This is a genomic window from Acidaminococcus hominis (genome assembly GCF_022484025.1).
GTDB classification, from domain to species: Bacteria; Bacillota; Negativicutes; order Acidaminococcales; family Acidaminococcaceae; genus Acidaminococcus; species Acidaminococcus hominis.
Genome location: NZ_JAKVMG010000001.1, coordinates 2316497 through 2332836 on the forward strand (window position 1 = coordinate 2316497; position 16340 = coordinate 2332836).

The window sequence follows — 16340 nt, forward strand, 5'->3', positions numbered from 1 at the left end:
ATGGAGGTGCAGCATGAACGAAGTATTGCGGAAACTGGTCAACGATTATATTGACCATAATATGGCGGATTATATCCAGTTGTTATACGATGTAACGTCCCTGCCGTCTCCCACCGGGGAGGAAGGGAAAAAAGCCCAATGGATTCTGGAACAGCTGAAAGCCCTGGGGGCAGAAGGTTCCTACATTGACGAAGCAGGAAATGTGGTGTATCCCTGCCATATTGACGGGGCAGAGAAGTTTCCCCTGTATACGGCCCACATGGATACGGTGTTCGCAGGGGTTACCCACATTGTGCCGGAAATCGCCGGCCATGTGATGAAGGCCCCTTCCTGCGGGGATAACAGCTCCGACGTGGCTGCCCTGCTGTTTCTCATCAAAATGATGCATACCATGAAGCTCCACACCCCGGCCATTTTTGCTTTTAATACTGGGGAAGAGGGACTGGGCAACCTGAAGGGCAGCCGCTATCTGACGGATACCTGGGGGGATCGGCTCACCTATTTCCTGGCAGTGGATGGGTTTAATGACCGGTTCGTCAACCTGGCGGTAGGATCCCGGCGTTATGCGGTTCATGTGGTGACCCCCGGAGGGCACAGCTTCGGGGCGTTTGGCAATGCCAACGCCATTGCAGAGGCGTCCGCCATCATCCAGGAATTTTACCAGCTGACGGTACCCAAGGACCCCAAGACCACCTACAATGTGGGCACCATTCAGGGCGGAACCACGGTAAATTCCATTGCAGAAGAAGTGGAATTCACGGTGGATATGCGTTCGGTTTCCCATACGGAACTGTTGAAGCTGGATGCGGCCTTCCAGGCCATCCTGGACCAGCATAGACGGGAAGACGTGCAGATTGAAACCCTGCTTTTGGGAGAACGGCCCTGCAGCGAGGGCGCTTTGGAGAACGAGATTTATGACCGGATTCAGGCTATTCGGAAGCGGGAGGGGCTGTCCACCCATTTTGACTGCGGCAGTACCGATGCCAACATTCCCCTGAGCCGGCACATTCCGGCCATGGCTTTTGGCATCAGCAAGGGTACTGGCCTCCATACGGTCCATGAGGAACTGGATATGACCAGCCTGGCGCCGGGTCTGAAGCAGCTGGCTGCCTTTATCTGGAAGCTGTAAGGCCGGAAAGCAGCTTAGAAAGCGTAATACTCAAAAATAAAGAAATTTATAAAACCACTCCATAGAAAAATGGGGTGGTTTTGTTTCAATGTTACAATTTCCTTTAGCATAAAAAGTTTTTTAGAATTTTTGTTGACAGCCCTGGACTCAGGGTGGTATCCTAAGGGCACAATTTCAAATGACTACTGAAACCATTGAAGTGGAGATAACGTCAGAGGATGTGCTTACAGAGAGTCCGGGGTGCTGGAAACCGGATAGCGGCAGACTGGCAAATGGACCACTGAGGGCGCGATGAAATCGAAAGAAAGTATCCCGCGACGCAGCACCTGCGTTATTGGTGAGGAATGTGTTGGCATTCTGCTGAGCGTACAATGTGAAAGCATTGTAATACGGGGTGGTACCGCAGGTTATAACACCTGTCCTTGTAGAAGGACAGGTGTTTTTTGTTACTTTACTTTGCGGCTTCACGGATATCCAGGCGGATTGACCAACGGGATATCCGTTTTTTCATGTGAGGAGGAGCATTATGAAACAACAAACTTTGGAAGAATTACAACATAGCGCAAAAAATTATCCGGCGGTGCCGGTGGTACGGGAAATCCTGGCAGATACCCTGACCCCTATTGGGCTGGTGAGCCTGCTGCGCAGGGACCGGAATCGGTACTTTCTGTTGGAGAGTCTGGAGAAGGAGGACCCTTCCGGCCGGTATTCCTTCATTGGCTGTGATCCCCGGCTGCGGCTGACTGCCAAGGCTGGAAAAGCCCAGCTGGAAGGGGAGAACGGGCAGGTGGAAACCCTTGCGGAGGATCCCCTGACGGCACTCCGCCGGCTGCTGAAGGAATACGCCATTCCTTCCCTGCCGGACCTGCCGCCCTTTACCGGAGGCCTGGTGGGATACTTCTCCTATGATTTTATCCAGTACTGTGAACCCAGTCTGCATTTCGATCCGAAAAAGGCCACACCCTTCCCAGATTTTGACCTGATGCTTTTTGACAAAATCATCGCCTTTGATAGTTTCAAACAAAAACTGTACTTAGCAGTAACCATTAAAACTGACCACCTGGCAGATAATTACCAGAAAGCACAGGCAGAATTGGACAAGCTGGAAGCCTTGACCCGGCAGCCGGTGGTACCGCCCCAGCTTGAGAAAGCGGTGCTGGGACCCATTACCAGCAACCAAAGCAAGGAAACCTACCGGCGCAATGTGGAAACCATCAAGGAACATATCCGCTGCGGCGATATTTTCCAGGCGGTATACTCCCAGCGGTTTTCCGCAGACTACGACCAGGATCTGTTTTCTATGTACCGGATTCTCCGGACCACCAATCCTTCCCAGTACATGGTGCTGCTCAGCACCGGGGAAGTGGAACTGGCGGGTTCTTCTCCGGAAACCCTGATTCAGGTCAAGGGCCGGACCATTACCTCCATGCCCATTGCCGGGACCCGGAAAAGGGGCCGTACGGAGGCTGAGGACAAGGCCCTGGAGCAGGACCTGCTTCAGGATCCCAAAGAGCTCAGCGAGCACAATATGCTGGTGGACCTGGCCCGGAATGATGTGGGCAAAACGGCGGAATTCGGTTCTGTCCAGGTGTCGGATTACCTGCTGGTGAAGAAGTTCTCCCATGTGATGCACCTTACCAGCAAGGTAACGGGAACCCTCCGGGCGGACAAGGATTGCGTGGACACCCTGTGTGCTGCCTTTCCGGCAGGTACCCTGTCCGGAGCGCCCAAGGTCAGGGCCTGTGAAATCATCGATGCATTGGAACCGGAGCGGCGGGGCCCCTACGGAGGCGGCATGGGGTACCTGGACTTTGCCGGGAACATGGATATCTGCATTACCATTCGCACAGCCCTGAAATACGGCGGCCGGGTGTACTTCCAAGCCGGCGGCGGTATTGTGGCGGATTCCCAGGTGGAAAATGAATTTGCCGAAACGGTGAACAAGTCGGCGGCCATTCGGGCAGCCCTGGAAGCAGCAGCGGAGGAATAAATCATGATTTTACTGATTGACAATTACGATAGTTTTACCTATAACCTGTACCAATTGGTGGGAACCTTGCAGCCGGACGTAAAAGTGGTGCGCAACGATGCCCTGACTGTGGCGGATATCCGCCAAATGGCCCCCACCCACCTGATTTTGTCCCCGGGTCCGGGGCGGCCGGAGGATGCCGGTATCTGCGAAGAGGCGCTGCGGGAGCTGAAAGGGGAACTGCCCATCCTGGGGGTCTGCCTGGGGCACCAAGCCTTGGGAGAAGTCTTCGGCGGCCGGGTGATTCGGGCACCCCAGCTGGTCCACGGCAAGCAGAGCCAGGTACACATTGCCAATGGTTCCGCCCTGTTCCAGGGGCTGGCACCTATTATTCCGGCAGCCCGGTACCATTCGCTCCTAGTGGAAAAAGCCACCCTGCCGGACGAACTCCTGGTAATTGCGGAAACGGACCAGGGAGAAATCATGGGGCTGAAGCATCGGGATTACAATTTGTATGGTTTGCAGTTCCATCCGGAATCCATTCTGACCCCGGACGGCAAGCAGATCATCCAGAATTTCTTACAGATTGAAGGAGGGAAATGACATGCTGGAAATACAGAATGCCCTGCTGAAAGCAGCAGATGGCTATGATTTGAGCCTTGAGGAGACCCGGGGCGTTATGGATACCATTATGAGCGGCCAGGCTACGGATGCCCAAATTGCCAGCTTCATTACCGCCATGCGGATGAAGGGGGAAACGGTGGAGGAAATTACCGCCTGTGCCCTGGTGCTTCGGGATAAATGCCAACGGCTGGAGCCCCAACAGGATGTGCTGGATATTGTTGGGACCGGCGGCGACCGGGCCAATACCTTCAACATCTCCACCACCAGCGCCTTTGTGATTGCCTCTGCCGGGGTGCCCGTAGCCAAGCATGGGAACCGCAGTGTGTCCAGCAAATGCGGTGCCGCAGATTGCCTGGAAGCCCTGGGCGCCCGGTTGGACGTGCCCCGACAGCGGAGCGAAGCAATTTTGCAGGAGCTGGGCTTCTGCTTCCTGTTTGCGCCCCTGTACCATTCTTCCATGAAATACGCCGGCCCGGTGCGCAAGCAGCTGGGGCTGCGGACCCTGTTCAACATCATTGGGCCCTTGACCAACCCGGCTGGTGCTACCATGCAGCTGCTGGGCGTTTACGACGAAAACCTGGTGGAACCTATGGCCAAGGTGCTGGCCAATCTGGGAGTGAAACGAGCCATGGTGGTCCATGGTCATGACGGCCTGGACGAGGCCACCCTGACTACTTCCTCCACCCTTTGTGAGCTCATTGACGGCCGCATGAACAGCTTCTTTCTGGATCCGGCCCAGTTGGGATTGAAACGCTGCCAAAAGGAAGACCTGGTGGGCGGCAGCCCAGCAGAAAATGCCCAGCTGACCCTGGATATTTTAAGCGGCCGGGACCGGGGTCCAAAACGGGATGCGGTGCTGTTAAACTCCGCCCTGTGCATTTACCTGGGCAAAGGGCAAAAGGTGCTCCGGGACTGCCTTGCGGAAGCGGCGGATATCATTGACAGCGGCAAGGCCCTGGCCAAGCTGCAGCGCTTTGTGGAGCTGACCCAGGCATGATTTTGGACCAGCTGGCACAGGCCGCCCGGCAGCGAGTGGCCGCAGAGCGCCAAAAAGAAAGCGAAGCAAAACTCCTGGCCAGGGCCGAAGCCCTGGGCCGGGAACGGGCCGGCTGCTTTTACCGGGCACTTACCCAGCCGGGCCTGCAGATCATTGCGGAAGTGAAAAAGGCTTCCCCTTCCAAGGGCTTGATTGCCCCAAACTTTCCCTACCTGGAAATTGCCCGGACCTACGAAAAAGCCGGTGCGGCAGCCATATCGGTGCTGACGGAACCGACCCGGTTTCTGGGCAGCGACCAGTACCTGAAAGAAATCCGGCAGGTGGTTCAGCTGCCCCTGCTGCGGAAAGATTTCACGGTGGATCCCTACCAGATCCTCCAGGCCAAATGCCTGGGAGCCGATGCAGTGCTGCTTATTGCGGCGCTGCTGGGGGAGGAGGAACTGCGGGAATTTCGCCAGCTGGCGGAGCACTTAGGGTTAGATGCCCTGGTGGAAGTCCACGATGCAAAAGAGCTGGAACGGGCCCTGGGGTCCGGCGCCCGGATTTTGGGCGTTAACAATAGGAACCTGAAGAATTTCACGGTAAATGTACGCAACAGCCTCCAGCTGCGGAAGCTGGCTCCCCGGGAACTGCCCTTTGTGGCGGAAAGCGGTATTACAGGAAGGGCTCAGACCAGGGAACTGGAACAGGCCGGGGTCAGCGCCGTCCTGGTAGGGGAGCTGCTGATGCGCAGCGGGAATCCAGGAAGGACCCTGAGGCAATTAAAAGGAGAACAAGATGACCCGGTGTAAGCTTTGCGGACTTCGTACCCTGGAAGCTATCCAAATGGTGAATGCCTGCCGGCCGGACTATGCAGGCTTTGTCTTTGCCCCGGGCCGCAGGCAGGTAACCTCAGAGCAGGCCCGCCAATTGCGGCAGGCCCTGGACCCCCAAATTCCGGCAGTGGGCGTCTTTGTACAGGAGCCCCTGGAAAGGGTTGCCGCCCTGGTGCAGCAAGGCATTATCCAAGGGGTGCAGCTTCACGGGGAGGAATCCCCGGACTACTGCCGGGCTCTGAGAAAGCGGGTACAGGTACCCATTATCAAGGTGCTGCGGGTAAAGGGCCCCGAAAGCCTGGCGCATGCAGATGCCTATCCCTGTGATTATTTTCTGCTGGATGCCTACAGTCCCGAAGGCTATGGCGGTCTGGGCAAGACCATTGCTCCGGGCCTGCTGGAAAAGCTTAGCCTGCCCCGGCCCTTTTTCCTGGCCGGAGGCCTTACCCCCGCCAATGTGGGAGAGGCCATTGCCCAATTCCACCCCTGGGGCGTGGATACCAGCAGCGGCGTAGAAATAGACGGAAAGAAAAATTTAGAAAAAATCCGGTCCTTTGTGGATGCGGTTAGAAAAGAGGAATTCAAATGAGTAAAGGAAGATACGGCCGGCACGGCGGCCAATACGTACCGGAAACCCTGATGAATGCAGTCCAGGAACTGGAACGGGCTTACGAACAATATAAGAACGACCCGGAATTTTTGGCAGAACTCCAAACCTTGTACCATGACTACGCCAATCGGCCCAGCCTGCTGTACAAGGCAGAGAAAATGAGCCAGGATCTGGGGGGCGCCACCATTTACCTGAAACGGGAAGATTTGAACCATACTGGGGCCCACAAAATCAACAATGTGCTGGGCCAGTGCCTTCTGGCTAAGAAAATGGGCAAAAAACGGATCATTGCAGAAACTGGGGCCGGCCAGCACGGGGTGGCAGCTGCTACGGTGGCTGCCCTGATGGGCATGGAATGTGTGGTATACATGGGCAAGGAAGATACTATCCGCCAGGCCCTGAATGTTTACCGAATGGAGCTTTTGGGCGCCAAGGTGGTGCCTGTAACTACGGGCACCGGCACCCTGAAGGATGCAGTCAGCGAGGCCATGCGGGAATGGAGCGCACGGGTAGAGGATACCTTCTACGTGCTGGGCTCTGTTATGGGCCCCCACCCTTACCCGGCCATGGTCCGGGATTTCCAAAAGGTCATCGGAGAAGAAGTAAAGGCCCAGATGCTGGAAAAGGAAGGCCGGCTGCCGGATATTCTTATGGCCTGTGTAGGCGGTGGCAGTAATGCCATGGGCCTGTTCTATGATTTCATTCCGGATACCCAGGTACAGCTTATCGGGGTGGAAGCGGCCGGCCGGGGCGTGAATACGGCAGAAACCGCCGCTACCATAGCCCGGGGCAAACCCGGTATCTTCCACGGCATGGAATCCTATTTTCTTCAGGACCAGGATGGGCAGATTGCCCCGGTGTACTCCATTTCTGCCGGCCTGGATTATCCGGGCATTGGACCGGAGCATGCGGACCTGTACGACAAGGGCCGGGCCCAGTACGTATCTATCACCGACGATGAAGCGGTGGAGGCTTTTGAGTACCTGTCCCGGACCGAGGGCATCATTCCGGCCATCGAAAGTGCCCACGCCGTTGCCTATGCCATGAAACTGGCACCCACCCTTCCCAAGGAAAAACTCCTGGTGGTGAACCTTTCCGGCCGGGGAGACAAGGATGTGGCTGCCATTGCCAGATATAAGGGGGTTGACCTTCATGAGTAGAATTACCGCTGCATTTGCCAAACAGAAAAAAGTATTTATTCCCTTTGTGACCGCAGGGGATCCGGATTTAGATACCACGGAACAATTGATTTACGCCATGGAAGAAGCGGGGGCCGGCATTATTGAGCTGGGCATTCCCTTTTCCGATCCTACGGCGGAAGGGCCGGTAATCCAGGAAGCGGATAACCGGGCCCTGGCCAGTGGGGTCAAAACCCGGGACCTTTTTGAACTGGTAGCCAAGGTCCGCAAGCACACCCAGATTCCCCTGGTTTTCCTGACCTACGCCAATCCGGTATTTACCTATGGAGCTGAGAAATTCTTCCAGGACTGCCGGGACTGCGGGGTGGACGGGGTAATCATTCCCGACGTGCCCTTTGAAGAACGGGAGACCTTTGGACCGGTAGCTGCCCAGTACGGGGTGGAATTGATTTCCCTGATTGCCCCCACCTCCCACCAGCGGGTGAAAGAAATTGCCCAAGCTGCCCAGGGGTACATCTACCTGGTTTCCTCTTTGGGGGTTACCGGGGTGCGCCAGGAAATTACCACCAATCTGGCGCCTATTGTAGAACAGATCCGGCAGGTGACGGACAAGCCGGTGGCCGTGGGCTTTGGCATCTCTACACCGGAGCAGGCCCGGGAATTGGCAGGCATCAGCGATGGAGCCATTGTGGGCAGTGCCATTGTGAAGCTGTGCGCCCAGTATGGGAAGGCTGCGGTGCCGCCTGTGCGGGAGTATGTGAAGCGTATGGTGGAAGCCCTGGAAAATGCCTAGGCTGGGCCCTGGAAGCTGGCGGCAGCCGGCCCCAGGGCCTTTTGCGCGCCTGGGCAATTGTGCGGGGGCTGAAAAATAGGGTATAATGGAACCAGAATTTATGCTTGGAGGAAGCTTCCATGTTCACAAGACTTACCCAATATAAAGGCCTGGCAGCCCTTCTTGCCGCCATTGTTTTGGCAGCGGCCGGCCTGATTTATGCCTTGACGCCCCCAGCGGTGAAAAAGGAGCAGGTTCCCATGTATCAGGGCAAACGGAATATTATGGTGCTGGGGGTGGATCGGCGGATCGATGATGTGGGTCGTTCCGATACCCTGTTTGTGGCCATGCTGGACACCCAGAAAAACCGGATTTCCCTGCTTTCCGTGCCCCGGGATACCCTGGTGAAAATTCCCGGTCATGGCTGGGACAAGGTCAACCATGCCTATGCCTTTGGCGGGCACGCCCTGAGCCAGAAAACCCTGGAAGGCTTTTTGGGTATTCCCATCAACAACTATCTTTTGGTGGATTTTCGGGGCTTTGTGGACCTGGTCAATGCCATTGGCGGAGTGGATATTGATGTGGAAAAGCCCATGCAGTACCAGGACCCCTACGATGACAACGGCGGGCTGGTGATTAACCTCCAGCCCGGCCGCCAGCATATGGATGGTACCACAGCTATCCAATACGTGCGTTACCGGGACGAGGAAGGGGATATTGGCCGGGTACGCCGGCAGCAGAAGTTTATGCAGGCCATTTTTGCCAAGCTGCGGGGCACCAATCTGGTGACCAAGGCTCCGGAAATTGCCCAAGCCCTGTACAAAAGTGTGGAAACGGATCTGTCCGCCGGGGATCTGCTGTCCCTCCTGGTAACCTTTACCAAGAACGTGTCGGGTACCTCCCGGCTGGAAACGGCCATGGTCCAGGGGAGTCCGGCCTACCTGGATGATATCAGCTACTGGATTCCCAATATGACAGCCCTGCGGCAGCAGCTGGCTCTGCTGTCCGGGGTCCAGGCCACGGAGACCTACCGCCAAAAGGCTCTTGCCGCCAAGCGGGAATATGACGAATTGCTGGGTACCAACAGCGCAGCTGCTGGGGCTGATGGGAAGCAGCAGCTGCCAATCAAGACGGAAGCCCTGAAACAGGCGGTGGAACGGACAAGGAAAATGGAACAGGAAAGCAAGGAAACCCCTGCGGTTTCCCCTAGTACGGAAAATGACAAGCCCCAGGAACCGGTGGGTATGCCGCCCCAGCCGGTACGGCAGCCCCTGCGGGTATCCATTGTCAATTGCAGCGAGAAGCCCCAGAATGGGGAACGGGCCGCTGAAGAGGTGCGCAGCGCCGGTTTTACGGTGGTGAGCACCAGTACGGGCAGCCCCGTGGACCACACCCAGGTGCTGATCAATGCGTCCAGCTCCCTGGCGGCCAGCCGGGCCCAGAGCCTGCCTTTTGCCTACCAGCTGCTGCGGGGCTCCGTCAGTCCGGCAACAGGGGATATGATCATCTATCTGGGCCGGGACTATGAGAAATAAGAGAATAAAAAGAAAAAACAGAAAACATATTGCACATTGTATACAAAGGTGGTATAATGCACTCGTAAGTTAAAGATGCCCCTCATTTGGCCCTTGTTCTACAAGGGCTTTTTTTTATGCCCAGGGGCGCAAGAAGGCAATTTGCCTATTATTCACCGGAGTTTTCATTGTCATTCCCCGTTGAATATGGTAAGGTATGATATTGTACAGCAGTTATGATTTGGAGGTACTAACCTGATGAAAAAAAAATACTGGATCTGTTTTTGGGCAGCGGCCATTTTTCTGCTTTTCTTTCTCAATGGCTCCCTGCCTTTAACGGACAGCGTTGAAGGAAATTATGCCCTGACGGCCAAGGAAATGGTGCTCAGCGGGGATTATCTTTCTCCTCAGATTTACGGCCGGTACTGGTTCGACAAACCGGTTTTTTCCTACTGGATGATTGCCCTGGGCTTTAAGATTTTCGGGTTCAGCGAGTTCGGCGCCCGGTTTTTCCCATCCCTGTTTGGCTTGGGAGGCCTAGGACTGACGGTTTGGGCCGGGAAAAAGCTGTATTCAGAAGAAACCGCCTTTATGAGCGGGCTGCTTCTGATGATGACTTTGGAATTCTTTACCATTTCCAAGTCCGTCCTTACCGATGGCATGCTGTTCCTGTTTTTGAACGGGGCGCTGGTGTTCTTCTACCTGGGCTACAGCACCAAGGAAAAAAGTTATTACTACGGCACCTACCTGCTCGCTGGGCTGGCAACCTTGACCAAAGGCCCCATCGGCTTTTTGATGCCGGGGCTGATTATTGTGCTGTTCCTGCTGTGGCGGCGAGATGCCAAATGCCTCCAGCGGGCCAAGCTGCCTTCTGGCATTTTGCTGTTTCTATTGGTAACCGCTCCCTGGTATGTGGCCATGATCCATTATCATCCAGATTTTCTGGCCAGTTTCATTGGTACCCATAACTTTTTGCGGGCCACTGTGTCGGAACATCCCCGGGATAATGTGATTTATTACTATACGGCAGTGAACCTTTTGAACGCCTATGCCTGGGTGGGCTTTGTGCCCGGCATGCTGTGGAACCTGCTGCGCAAACAGGGCCATTGGGTGAAGCCAGCCGCCAAGGAAGGCTTCCTGCTCATCTGGATGGTGACCATTTTTGTGTTCTTCCAATGCATGGCCACCAAGTACATTACCTATACCTATCCTTTGCTGCTGCCCCTGTGCCTGCTTACAGGTTCCTACATCGTGAAAAAGGGCAGAAGCCTGACCATGAAATGGATGCTCCTGGGCAACGTGTTGTTTTACGGAGCCCTGTCCGTGGCCGCCTATCAGCTGCCCAAGCTGGCTCCAGGCGTGGTGCCGGGCAGCCGGAACGTATTTTTCTTCATGCTGATCTACTGTGCCTGCATGGTGGTGCTGGGCGTTCATAAATACCGTGGCAAGAGCAATCAGGAAGTTTGGACCACGGTCATCATGCTGACCATCGTGTTCCACTGCTGCATTTTGGAACTGTTGGCTAAACCTCTGATGTATGATGTGAGCGGCAAGCCTTCCGCCCAATTTATCAGCCAATATGTGCCGGAAAATGTCCCCATCTACGTCCGGGGCGGCGGCTATCCTACCAGCGGCGTCTTCTACACTGGCCGGGAAATGGTCATGCTGGTTCCTGATGACGAAGCAGCGGATTTTGCCCCCAAAGAAGGCAGCTGGTCAGCCAAAAACATCATGCCCTGGACCACCTTCTCCCAGGTAAAGGACAAGTCCCAGGCTGTGGTGCTGGTGGATACCAAAACCAAGAAAATCAAGAATAAGGTAGAAGTGGATTGGCCCGGAGTTTGGAAAAAGGTGAAACTGCCGGGACAATGGATGGTTATGATTAAAGAAAAGTGAGGGTTGCAGAATGGAAGAAGCACAAATGAAAGCATATTTGGACCGGCAGCCGTTTATCCGGTTCCAGGTTTCCCAGGCAGAGCTTGCGGCGCCTCAGGGCACGGACCGGTATGGGGAGCTGCTGGCCTATGTGGGCAGCCAGGTGGAGTACGCCCGGAAGTTCTGCGGCAAATGGTCCCTGTCCTTCCAGGCAGACTGCGGCCCCTATCTGTGGGAAAATCCCCAGGCAGTGGCCTTTGTGCGGCAGTTGGGGGACACTTTCCCCTATCTGTTCTACCTGGCCGAAAAGGAAGGGGAAACCCTGAAGCTCTTGGTGATGCTGAATTGTATGTCGGATAAGCTGGAAGGGGATAATCTATCCCTGGACAAGGCTAAGTTCAATGTTTTCCTGAAGACCCAGCTAAAGGGCCTGCTGCTGATGAGTGAGCGGGCCGGGCTCAGTCCGGAAAATGCCCAAAGCCAAATCCAGTCCGTATACGAGTACTTTGGCCTTGCTGACTAAACAGTCAGATTCACATTTTTTTCAAGGATTCGCCCTTGCTTTGCCATAGTATTTCAGTATACTAATTCACGTAACAGGGATCACCCCTCCTTGTTACATCTTCCCCATCAAATCATCATAAACAACTTCCTTTCAGAAAAGACCTTCTGCCACCCCAGCAGAAGGTCTTTTCCCTATATAGAGAAAGCCCTGCAGCGTTGCTGCAGGGCTTTTGTGATAACCGTAATTAGGGGCCAGCCAGCCTTAAAAATGCTCCTTGGCATAGGTCAGGAAGGCATTGACGCTGTCATAGGCTGCGGTGTTCTTCCGCCAAATCATTTCAATATCGTAGAGCATGGGGGGATCCAGGGAAATGGGTACCAGGTCCGGTTCTTTTTCGGCAATTTCCCGGTACAGGAAACCATTGGCCATGCCGGATTTGATAATCTGAATCTTGGTATACAGCTGGTCCGTGGTCCACAGCAGCCGGGGGGTACAGCCTGCTTCCTGGTACTGCTGGAGAATCTGCTCCCGGAAATGGAAGCTTTCCTTGATTTCGACCAAGGGCTCCAGGGCCGTTTTCACTAACGGCAGCGTCTTTTCCTGGGCAAAGGGATGCCGGGGATTCACGCAGTAGACAATCTCGCTGCGGCGCAGGGGAATGCATTCCGGATTGTCCCCGTCCGGATCGGCTCCGTTGACGATAATCACATCCAGGCGTTCTTCCTGGAGGGCCCGGCGCAGGCTCAGGGAACTGCTGGAAGTGAGCTCAATCTGGATGTCCGGATATTCCTTGGAAAAGGACGCCAAAAGGGGAACGGACAGGGCTCCAATCATGGGCGGCAGACCCAGCCGGATGTCCGTAGATTTCTTCTTCAGCCGGTTCATATCCTCCCCAATCTGTTCTGCCTTGCGCAGCAGATCTTCCACTTCCAAGAGAAAGTAGGAGCCTTCCTTGGTGAGAATCAGATTCTTTCGGGAACGGTTGAACAGCATCAGGCCAAATTCATCTTCCAGTTCCCGGATGGATGCGGACACCGCGGGCTGGGAAATATGAAGCACTTCGGCAGCTTTGGTAATGCTGTGCTGTCGGCAGACTTCGCGGAAATATTGCAATTGGTGTAGTTTCATAATGCCTCCCTGGTTTGTACCGTTGGTCAATGGGGGCTCCAACGGACTTATTCCTTTTTATTATAATCCGTAGAGGCAAGAATCACAAATATTAATTCAATTCTGTCAAATTTTCTTAAAAGTCACTATAAAAAAAATAAATCTTACTCTCTTGGCCAAGTGATCTTTGCTTTTCCCTGTTGGGGAATCCAAGCCAGCAAAAACTCCCGAAAATGGCGAATTGCTTTGGTCGGCAGGGCGTTCCGCAGGGCTGCCAGGTAAATTTCCTGACCCTGTTCGGGAACCGAGAGGGTGCGAAGCACAATATCCGGGTGGGATTGCAGGCAGGCAATGTAATCATAAGATAAATTAATACCATTCCCTTTCAGAATCAGGTCTTGGACCACGGTGGAGTCCGTGGTTTCAGCCAGAATGTTCACCGTAAGCCCTGGAAGCAGCATATCCCGGTTCATATGCTCTCGGAAGCAGCGATAGGCCCGGCCTTTACTGATGAGGGGCAGCCCTGCCAAGTCCTGGAAAGTGATTTCCTTTTGGGCAGCCAGGGGATGGTCCCGGCGCAGTTGGATGCAGTACCGGGAAAAAAACAGGGGTTCTGCTGTAAACTGGGACGGATCCAAGGGACCGGTCACCAGAGCCAGGTCACAATCCTGGGTCAATAGGCCATTTAGGGCGGCTTCGTCCGTACACTCTACCAGGCTGGGGATGATGGCCGGATAGGCTTTTTTGAAGTCCAACAAGAAGTCAGCAGATAGATAGGCCAGCACGTGATCCAAGGCATAAACCGTAACCAGATTTTGTTTCTGGCCAGCCAGACTGTTCATGCCTTCAATATAGGCATATTCGTCCAGCAGCCTTCGGGCATGGGGCAGCAGGCCTGCTGCAAAGTCCGTGGGTTCCAGGCCCTGGGCTGTACGCAAAAATAAGGGCTGTCCCAATTCCTGCTCCAGCTAGCGCAGGGTTTTGCTGACGCCCTGCCGGCTGATATGGAGTTTGTCTGCCGCCTGCTGGATATTACAGGTTTGGTATACTTCCCAAAAATAGCGCAGTTGTTTTTGATTCATGGGAAAACCTCCCTTCTTGCTGATTGTACCGCATCTAAATGGTTGCGGCAAGCAGAGAAAATTCTGTTTTTTTTCGAGGGTGTTTCCACCTACAATAAAGACAGAAACGAAAAGGAGGAAATGCGCATGCTGAAAATTCAACAGATCAGAAACGCTGCCAATAAAATTCATTACGGGAAAGTGACCTTTTTGCTGGATCCCTGGCTGCAGCCTAAGGGGGAAATGGGAACCTTGGGCGAATTGCCAGGTCATCCGTTCTCTGTGCCTGATCCGGTGAAGGAACAGCTGCCCATGCCCATCTACAATCTGCCGGAACCAGTAGAGCAGATTCTCCAGGGTGTGGATGCCTATATTGTGACCCATGTACACCCCGATCATGTGGATGTAGCGGCTGATGGTACGGTAGGGAAAAGCCTGCATAAGGAAATTCCGGTGTTCGTTCAAAACCAAGAAGACCAGGAGATTTTCCGCCGGTCCGGTTTCCAAGATGTTCGGGTTTTGACGCCCGAGGGCAGCGAATTTCAAGGGGTTACCCTGACCAAGACCCCAGCCCGGCATGGGACGGTGGTTCCCTGCGGTAATTCCTGCGGGGTAGTATTCCAGGCACCTGGGGAAAAGACCCTATATGTGACCGGGGATACGGTTTGGTTTTCCGGCGTGCAGGAAACCCTGGCAAAATTCCAGCCCCAGGTGGTGACGGTAAATGCCTGTGCGGCTGAACTGGTGGAGTGTGGGCGCCTGATCATGAACGATGAAGATGTGGCCTGTGTCCGGGCAGCAGCTCCTAAGGCAAAAATTTTTGTAACCCATATGGACAATGTGGCCCATGCTTCCTTGACTCGGCACACCCTGCGGGGCCGTTTGGCTACTCGGGGCGTCAGCAATTATGTGATGCCGGAAGATGGGGAAATCGTAACTTTATAAGCTGTCCCAGTTAGCTCCTGTTTTTGGCTTAGCCAAAGCGGGAGCTTATTTATTTGACAAATTTTCCGGTTTTCCGTATAACGTAAGAGAACAGACTTTTGGCTTGGCAAGAAGCATCATGGGGCATCCCAAGGAGGCAGAAACATGGAATTTGTATGTACGGCCTGCGGCAAAAGAGAACCGATAACTACGTTGAAACCCTGCTGTGACTGCGGCGGGCTGTGGGAGCTGGAAGCAGAGCTGCCGGATTTTTCTCTGGAAGCCATTGACCGGGAACAGTGGAACCAGTTCCGGTACCATCAGTTCATGGCCCTGGAGGACGATACCTGGCGGAGCATTACCCTGGGAGAGGGGCTAAGCCCCATTGTACCCTTTAACCAGGACATTCTCCTGAAGATGGATTATTTCATGCCCACCCTGTCTTTTAAGGACCGGGGCGCAGCCGTTTTGGTGGCCCACTGCAAGGCTCTGGGAGTGGACCGGGTGGTTCAGGATTCCAGCGGCAACGCCGGCAATGCGGTGGCAGCCTATTGCGGCCGGGCCGGTATTGCCTGCGAGATTTTTGTCCCGGAAGGCACGTCTCCCAAGAAAATTACCATGATTCAGGCCCATGGGGCCAAGGTCAACGTGGTGCCCGGCTCCCGGGACCACTGCGCCCAGGTGTGCCGGGAAAAGGTGGCTCGGGAAGGGGTGTACTATGCCAACCATGTGTACAATCCCTTCTTCTACGAAGGCACCAAAACCTATATTTACGAAACCTATGAACAGCTGCACCGGATTCCGGAAAACCTGGTGGTGCCCGTGGGAAATGGCACCTTGTTTTTGGGGGTAATCCGGGGGCTGGAACATCTGCTGAAAAGCGGCTGCATTTCCCATATGCCCCAGATTATTGCCGTCCAAAGCGAAAACTGCGCCCCCCTGCTAAAGGCGGCGGAAACCGGCGCCCAGGAACCGGTCCAGCTGGTGCCGGAGCCTACCCTGGCTGAGGGCATTGCCATTGGCCAGCCCCGGCGGGGGAAGGAAATCCTCCAGGCTGCCCAAAAATACCACATCCGTTTTGTGGCCGCTCCGGAGGCGGGAATCCTGCCTGCCCGGGAGAAACTGGCCCGGCAGGGCATCTACTGCGAGCATACCACCGCAGCGAACCTGGCAGCCTACGAAGCCTACTGCAAGCAATACGGTCCTACGCCGGACTGCCTGATTACCATGTGTGGGGCAGGGCTGAAGTCCGACCACTAAAGCAAAGACAAAACCGCAGTATTTCTCTTTTTCAGGGGA

At 54.7% G+C, this 16340-nt stretch carries 16 protein-coding genes; 13 read left to right on the forward strand and 3 right to left on the reverse strand.

All coding sequences use genetic code 11. The features are described from left to right. The first annotated feature begins 13 nt into the window (after nt 1-13). The 11 genes from LKE88_RS10460 to LKE88_RS10510 all read left to right on the forward strand — a co-directional run bounded on the left by LKE88_RS10460 (nt 14) and on the right by LKE88_RS10510 (nt 11967). A complete protein-coding gene (locus LKE88_RS10460; RefSeq protein WP_105326835.1) occupies nt 14-1129 on the forward strand; it encodes a M20/M25/M40 family metallo-hydrolase in 1116 nt (371 codons plus the stop codon). A 526-nt stretch (nt 1130-1655) separates the two neighbouring features. Beyond that, nucleotides 1656-3119, forward strand: a complete 1464-nt coding sequence (trpE, locus tag LKE88_RS10465; RefSeq protein WP_276803542.1) for an anthranilate synthase component I — start codon at nt 1656-1658, stop codon at nt 3117-3119. 3 nt (nt 3120-3122) lie between these two features. Beyond that, nucleotides 3123-3701, forward strand: coding sequence for an anthranilate synthase component II (locus tag LKE88_RS10470; RefSeq protein ID WP_105326837.1), 579 nt, complete (start codon nt 3123-3125; stop codon nt 3699-3701). A 1-nt stretch (nt 3702) separates the two neighbouring features. Then, nucleotides 3703-4719: an anthranilate phosphoribosyltransferase gene (gene trpD / locus LKE88_RS10475; RefSeq protein WP_105326838.1), complete on the forward strand. Its 1017-nt coding sequence runs from the start codon at nt 3703-3705 to the stop codon at nt 4717-4719. Beyond that, entirely contained in the window at nt 4716-5510 is a 795-nt protein-coding gene (gene trpC, locus LKE88_RS10480) for an indole-3-glycerol phosphate synthase TrpC (RefSeq protein WP_105326839.1), read from the forward strand. Before trpD ends, trpC begins: the two co-directional genes overlap by 4 nt. Next, on the forward strand, nt 5497-6123 hold the full coding sequence (locus tag LKE88_RS10485) for a phosphoribosylanthranilate isomerase (protein WP_105326840.1): 627 nt from the start codon (nt 5497-5499) through the stop codon (nt 6121-6123). Before trpC ends, LKE88_RS10485 begins: the two co-directional genes overlap by 14 nt. Beyond that, complete coding sequence (trpB, locus tag LKE88_RS10490) at nt 6120-7304, forward strand: tryptophan synthase subunit beta (protein WP_105326841.1); 1185 nt, start codon at nt 6120-6122, stop codon at nt 7302-7304. The genes LKE88_RS10485 and trpB overlap by 4 nt, the downstream gene beginning before the upstream one ends. Next, nucleotides 7297-8076, forward strand: coding sequence for a tryptophan synthase subunit alpha (trpA, locus tag LKE88_RS10495; RefSeq protein ID WP_105326842.1), 780 nt, complete (start codon nt 7297-7299; stop codon nt 8074-8076). The genes trpB and trpA overlap by 8 nt, the downstream gene beginning before the upstream one ends. Before the next feature lie 119 nt (nt 8077-8195). Beyond that, nucleotides 8196-9590, forward strand: coding sequence for an LCP family protein (locus tag LKE88_RS10500; RefSeq protein WP_105326843.1), 1395 nt, complete (start codon nt 8196-8198; stop codon nt 9588-9590). 237 nt (nt 9591-9827) lie between these two features. Further along, a complete protein-coding gene (locus LKE88_RS10505; RefSeq protein WP_105326844.1) occupies nt 9828-11465 on the forward strand; it encodes an ArnT family glycosyltransferase in 1638 nt (545 codons plus the stop codon). A 25-nt stretch (nt 11466-11490) separates the two neighbouring features. Further along, nucleotides 11491-11967 (forward strand): hypothetical protein, encoded by a 477-nt coding sequence (locus tag LKE88_RS10510; RefSeq protein ID WP_231086314.1) that lies wholly within the window; start codon nt 11491-11493, stop codon nt 11965-11967. 243 nt (nt 11968-12210) lie between these two features. Here the strand turns inward: LKE88_RS10510 and LKE88_RS10515 are convergent, their stop codons facing one another. The 3 genes from LKE88_RS10515 to LKE88_RS10525 all read right to left on the reverse strand — a co-directional run bounded on the left by LKE88_RS10515 (nt 12211) and on the right by LKE88_RS10525 (nt 14138). After that, nucleotides 12211-13077 carry a LysR family transcriptional regulator gene (locus tag LKE88_RS10515; protein ID WP_105326846.1) on the reverse strand — a complete coding sequence of 289 codons (867 nt, stop codon included), beginning with the start codon at nt 13075-13077 and terminating at the stop codon, nt 12211-12213. 143 nt (nt 13078-13220) lie between these two features. Then, nucleotides 13221-13994: a LysR family transcriptional regulator substrate-binding protein gene (locus tag LKE88_RS10520; RefSeq protein WP_276803545.1), complete on the reverse strand. Its 774-nt coding sequence runs from the start codon at nt 13992-13994 to the stop codon at nt 13221-13223. A 30-nt stretch (nt 13995-14024) separates the two neighbouring features. After that, entirely contained in the window at nt 14025-14138 is a 114-nt protein-coding gene (locus tag LKE88_RS10525) for a LysR family transcriptional regulator (RefSeq protein ID WP_276803547.1), read from the reverse strand. 126 nt (nt 14139-14264) lie between these two features. Between LKE88_RS10525 and LKE88_RS10530 the strand changes: the two genes are divergently transcribed. Both LKE88_RS10530 and LKE88_RS10535 read left to right on the forward strand, forming a co-directional pair. Continuing rightward, nucleotides 14265-15062: an MBL fold metallo-hydrolase gene (locus LKE88_RS10530; RefSeq protein ID WP_231086317.1), complete on the forward strand. Its 798-nt coding sequence runs from the start codon at nt 14265-14267 to the stop codon at nt 15060-15062. Between the two features lie 144 nt (nt 15063-15206). Then, complete coding sequence (locus LKE88_RS10535; RefSeq protein ID WP_105326847.1) at nt 15207-16301, forward strand: threonine synthase; 1095 nt, start codon at nt 15207-15209, stop codon at nt 16299-16301. The last annotated feature ends 39 nt before the right edge of the window (nt 16302-16340 follow it).

Excerpts from the sequence above, each read along its gene's own strand:
- LKE88_RS10460 (WP_105326835.1), top strand. The coding sequence starts at position 14 with ATGAACGAAGTATTGCGGAAACTGGTCAACGATTATATTGACCATAAT.
- trpE (WP_276803542.1), top strand. The coding sequence starts at position 1,656 with ATGAAACAACAAACTTTGGAAGAATTACAACATAGCGCAAAAAATTAT.
- LKE88_RS10470 (WP_105326837.1), top strand. The coding sequence starts at position 3,123 with ATGATTTTACTGATTGACAATTACGATAGTTTTACCTATAACCTGTAC.
- trpD (WP_105326838.1), top strand. The coding sequence starts at position 3,703 with ATGCTGGAAATACAGAATGCCCTGCTGAAAGCAGCAGATGGCTATGAT.
- trpC (WP_105326839.1), top strand. The coding sequence starts at position 4,716 with ATGATTTTGGACCAGCTGGCACAGGCCGCCCGGCAGCGAGTGGCCGCA.
- LKE88_RS10485 (WP_105326840.1), top strand. The coding sequence starts at position 5,497 with ATGACCCGGTGTAAGCTTTGCGGACTTCGTACCCTGGAAGCTATCCAA.
- trpB (WP_105326841.1), top strand. The coding sequence starts at position 6,120 with ATGAGTAAAGGAAGATACGGCCGGCACGGCGGCCAATACGTACCGGAA.
- trpA (WP_105326842.1), top strand. The coding sequence starts at position 7,297 with ATGAGTAGAATTACCGCTGCATTTGCCAAACAGAAAAAAGTATTTATT.
- LKE88_RS10500 (WP_105326843.1), top strand. The coding sequence starts at position 8,196 with ATGTTCACAAGACTTACCCAATATAAAGGCCTGGCAGCCCTTCTTGCC.
- LKE88_RS10505 (WP_105326844.1), top strand. The coding sequence starts at position 9,828 with ATGAAAAAAAAATACTGGATCTGTTTTTGGGCAGCGGCCATTTTTCTG.
- LKE88_RS10510 (WP_231086314.1), top strand. The coding sequence starts at position 11,491 with ATGAAAGCATATTTGGACCGGCAGCCGTTTATCCGGTTCCAGGTTTCC.
- LKE88_RS10515 (WP_105326846.1), bottom strand. The coding sequence starts at position 13,077 with ATGAAACTACACCAATTGCAATATTTCCGCGAAGTCTGCCGACAGCAC.
- LKE88_RS10525 (WP_276803547.1), bottom strand. The coding sequence starts at position 14,138 with ATGAATCAAAAACAACTGCGCTATTTTTGGGAAGTATACCAAACCTGT.
- LKE88_RS10530 (WP_231086317.1), top strand. The coding sequence starts at position 14,265 with ATGCTGAAAATTCAACAGATCAGAAACGCTGCCAATAAAATTCATTAC.
- LKE88_RS10535 (WP_105326847.1), top strand. The coding sequence starts at position 15,207 with ATGGAATTTGTATGTACGGCCTGCGGCAAAAGAGAACCGATAACTACG.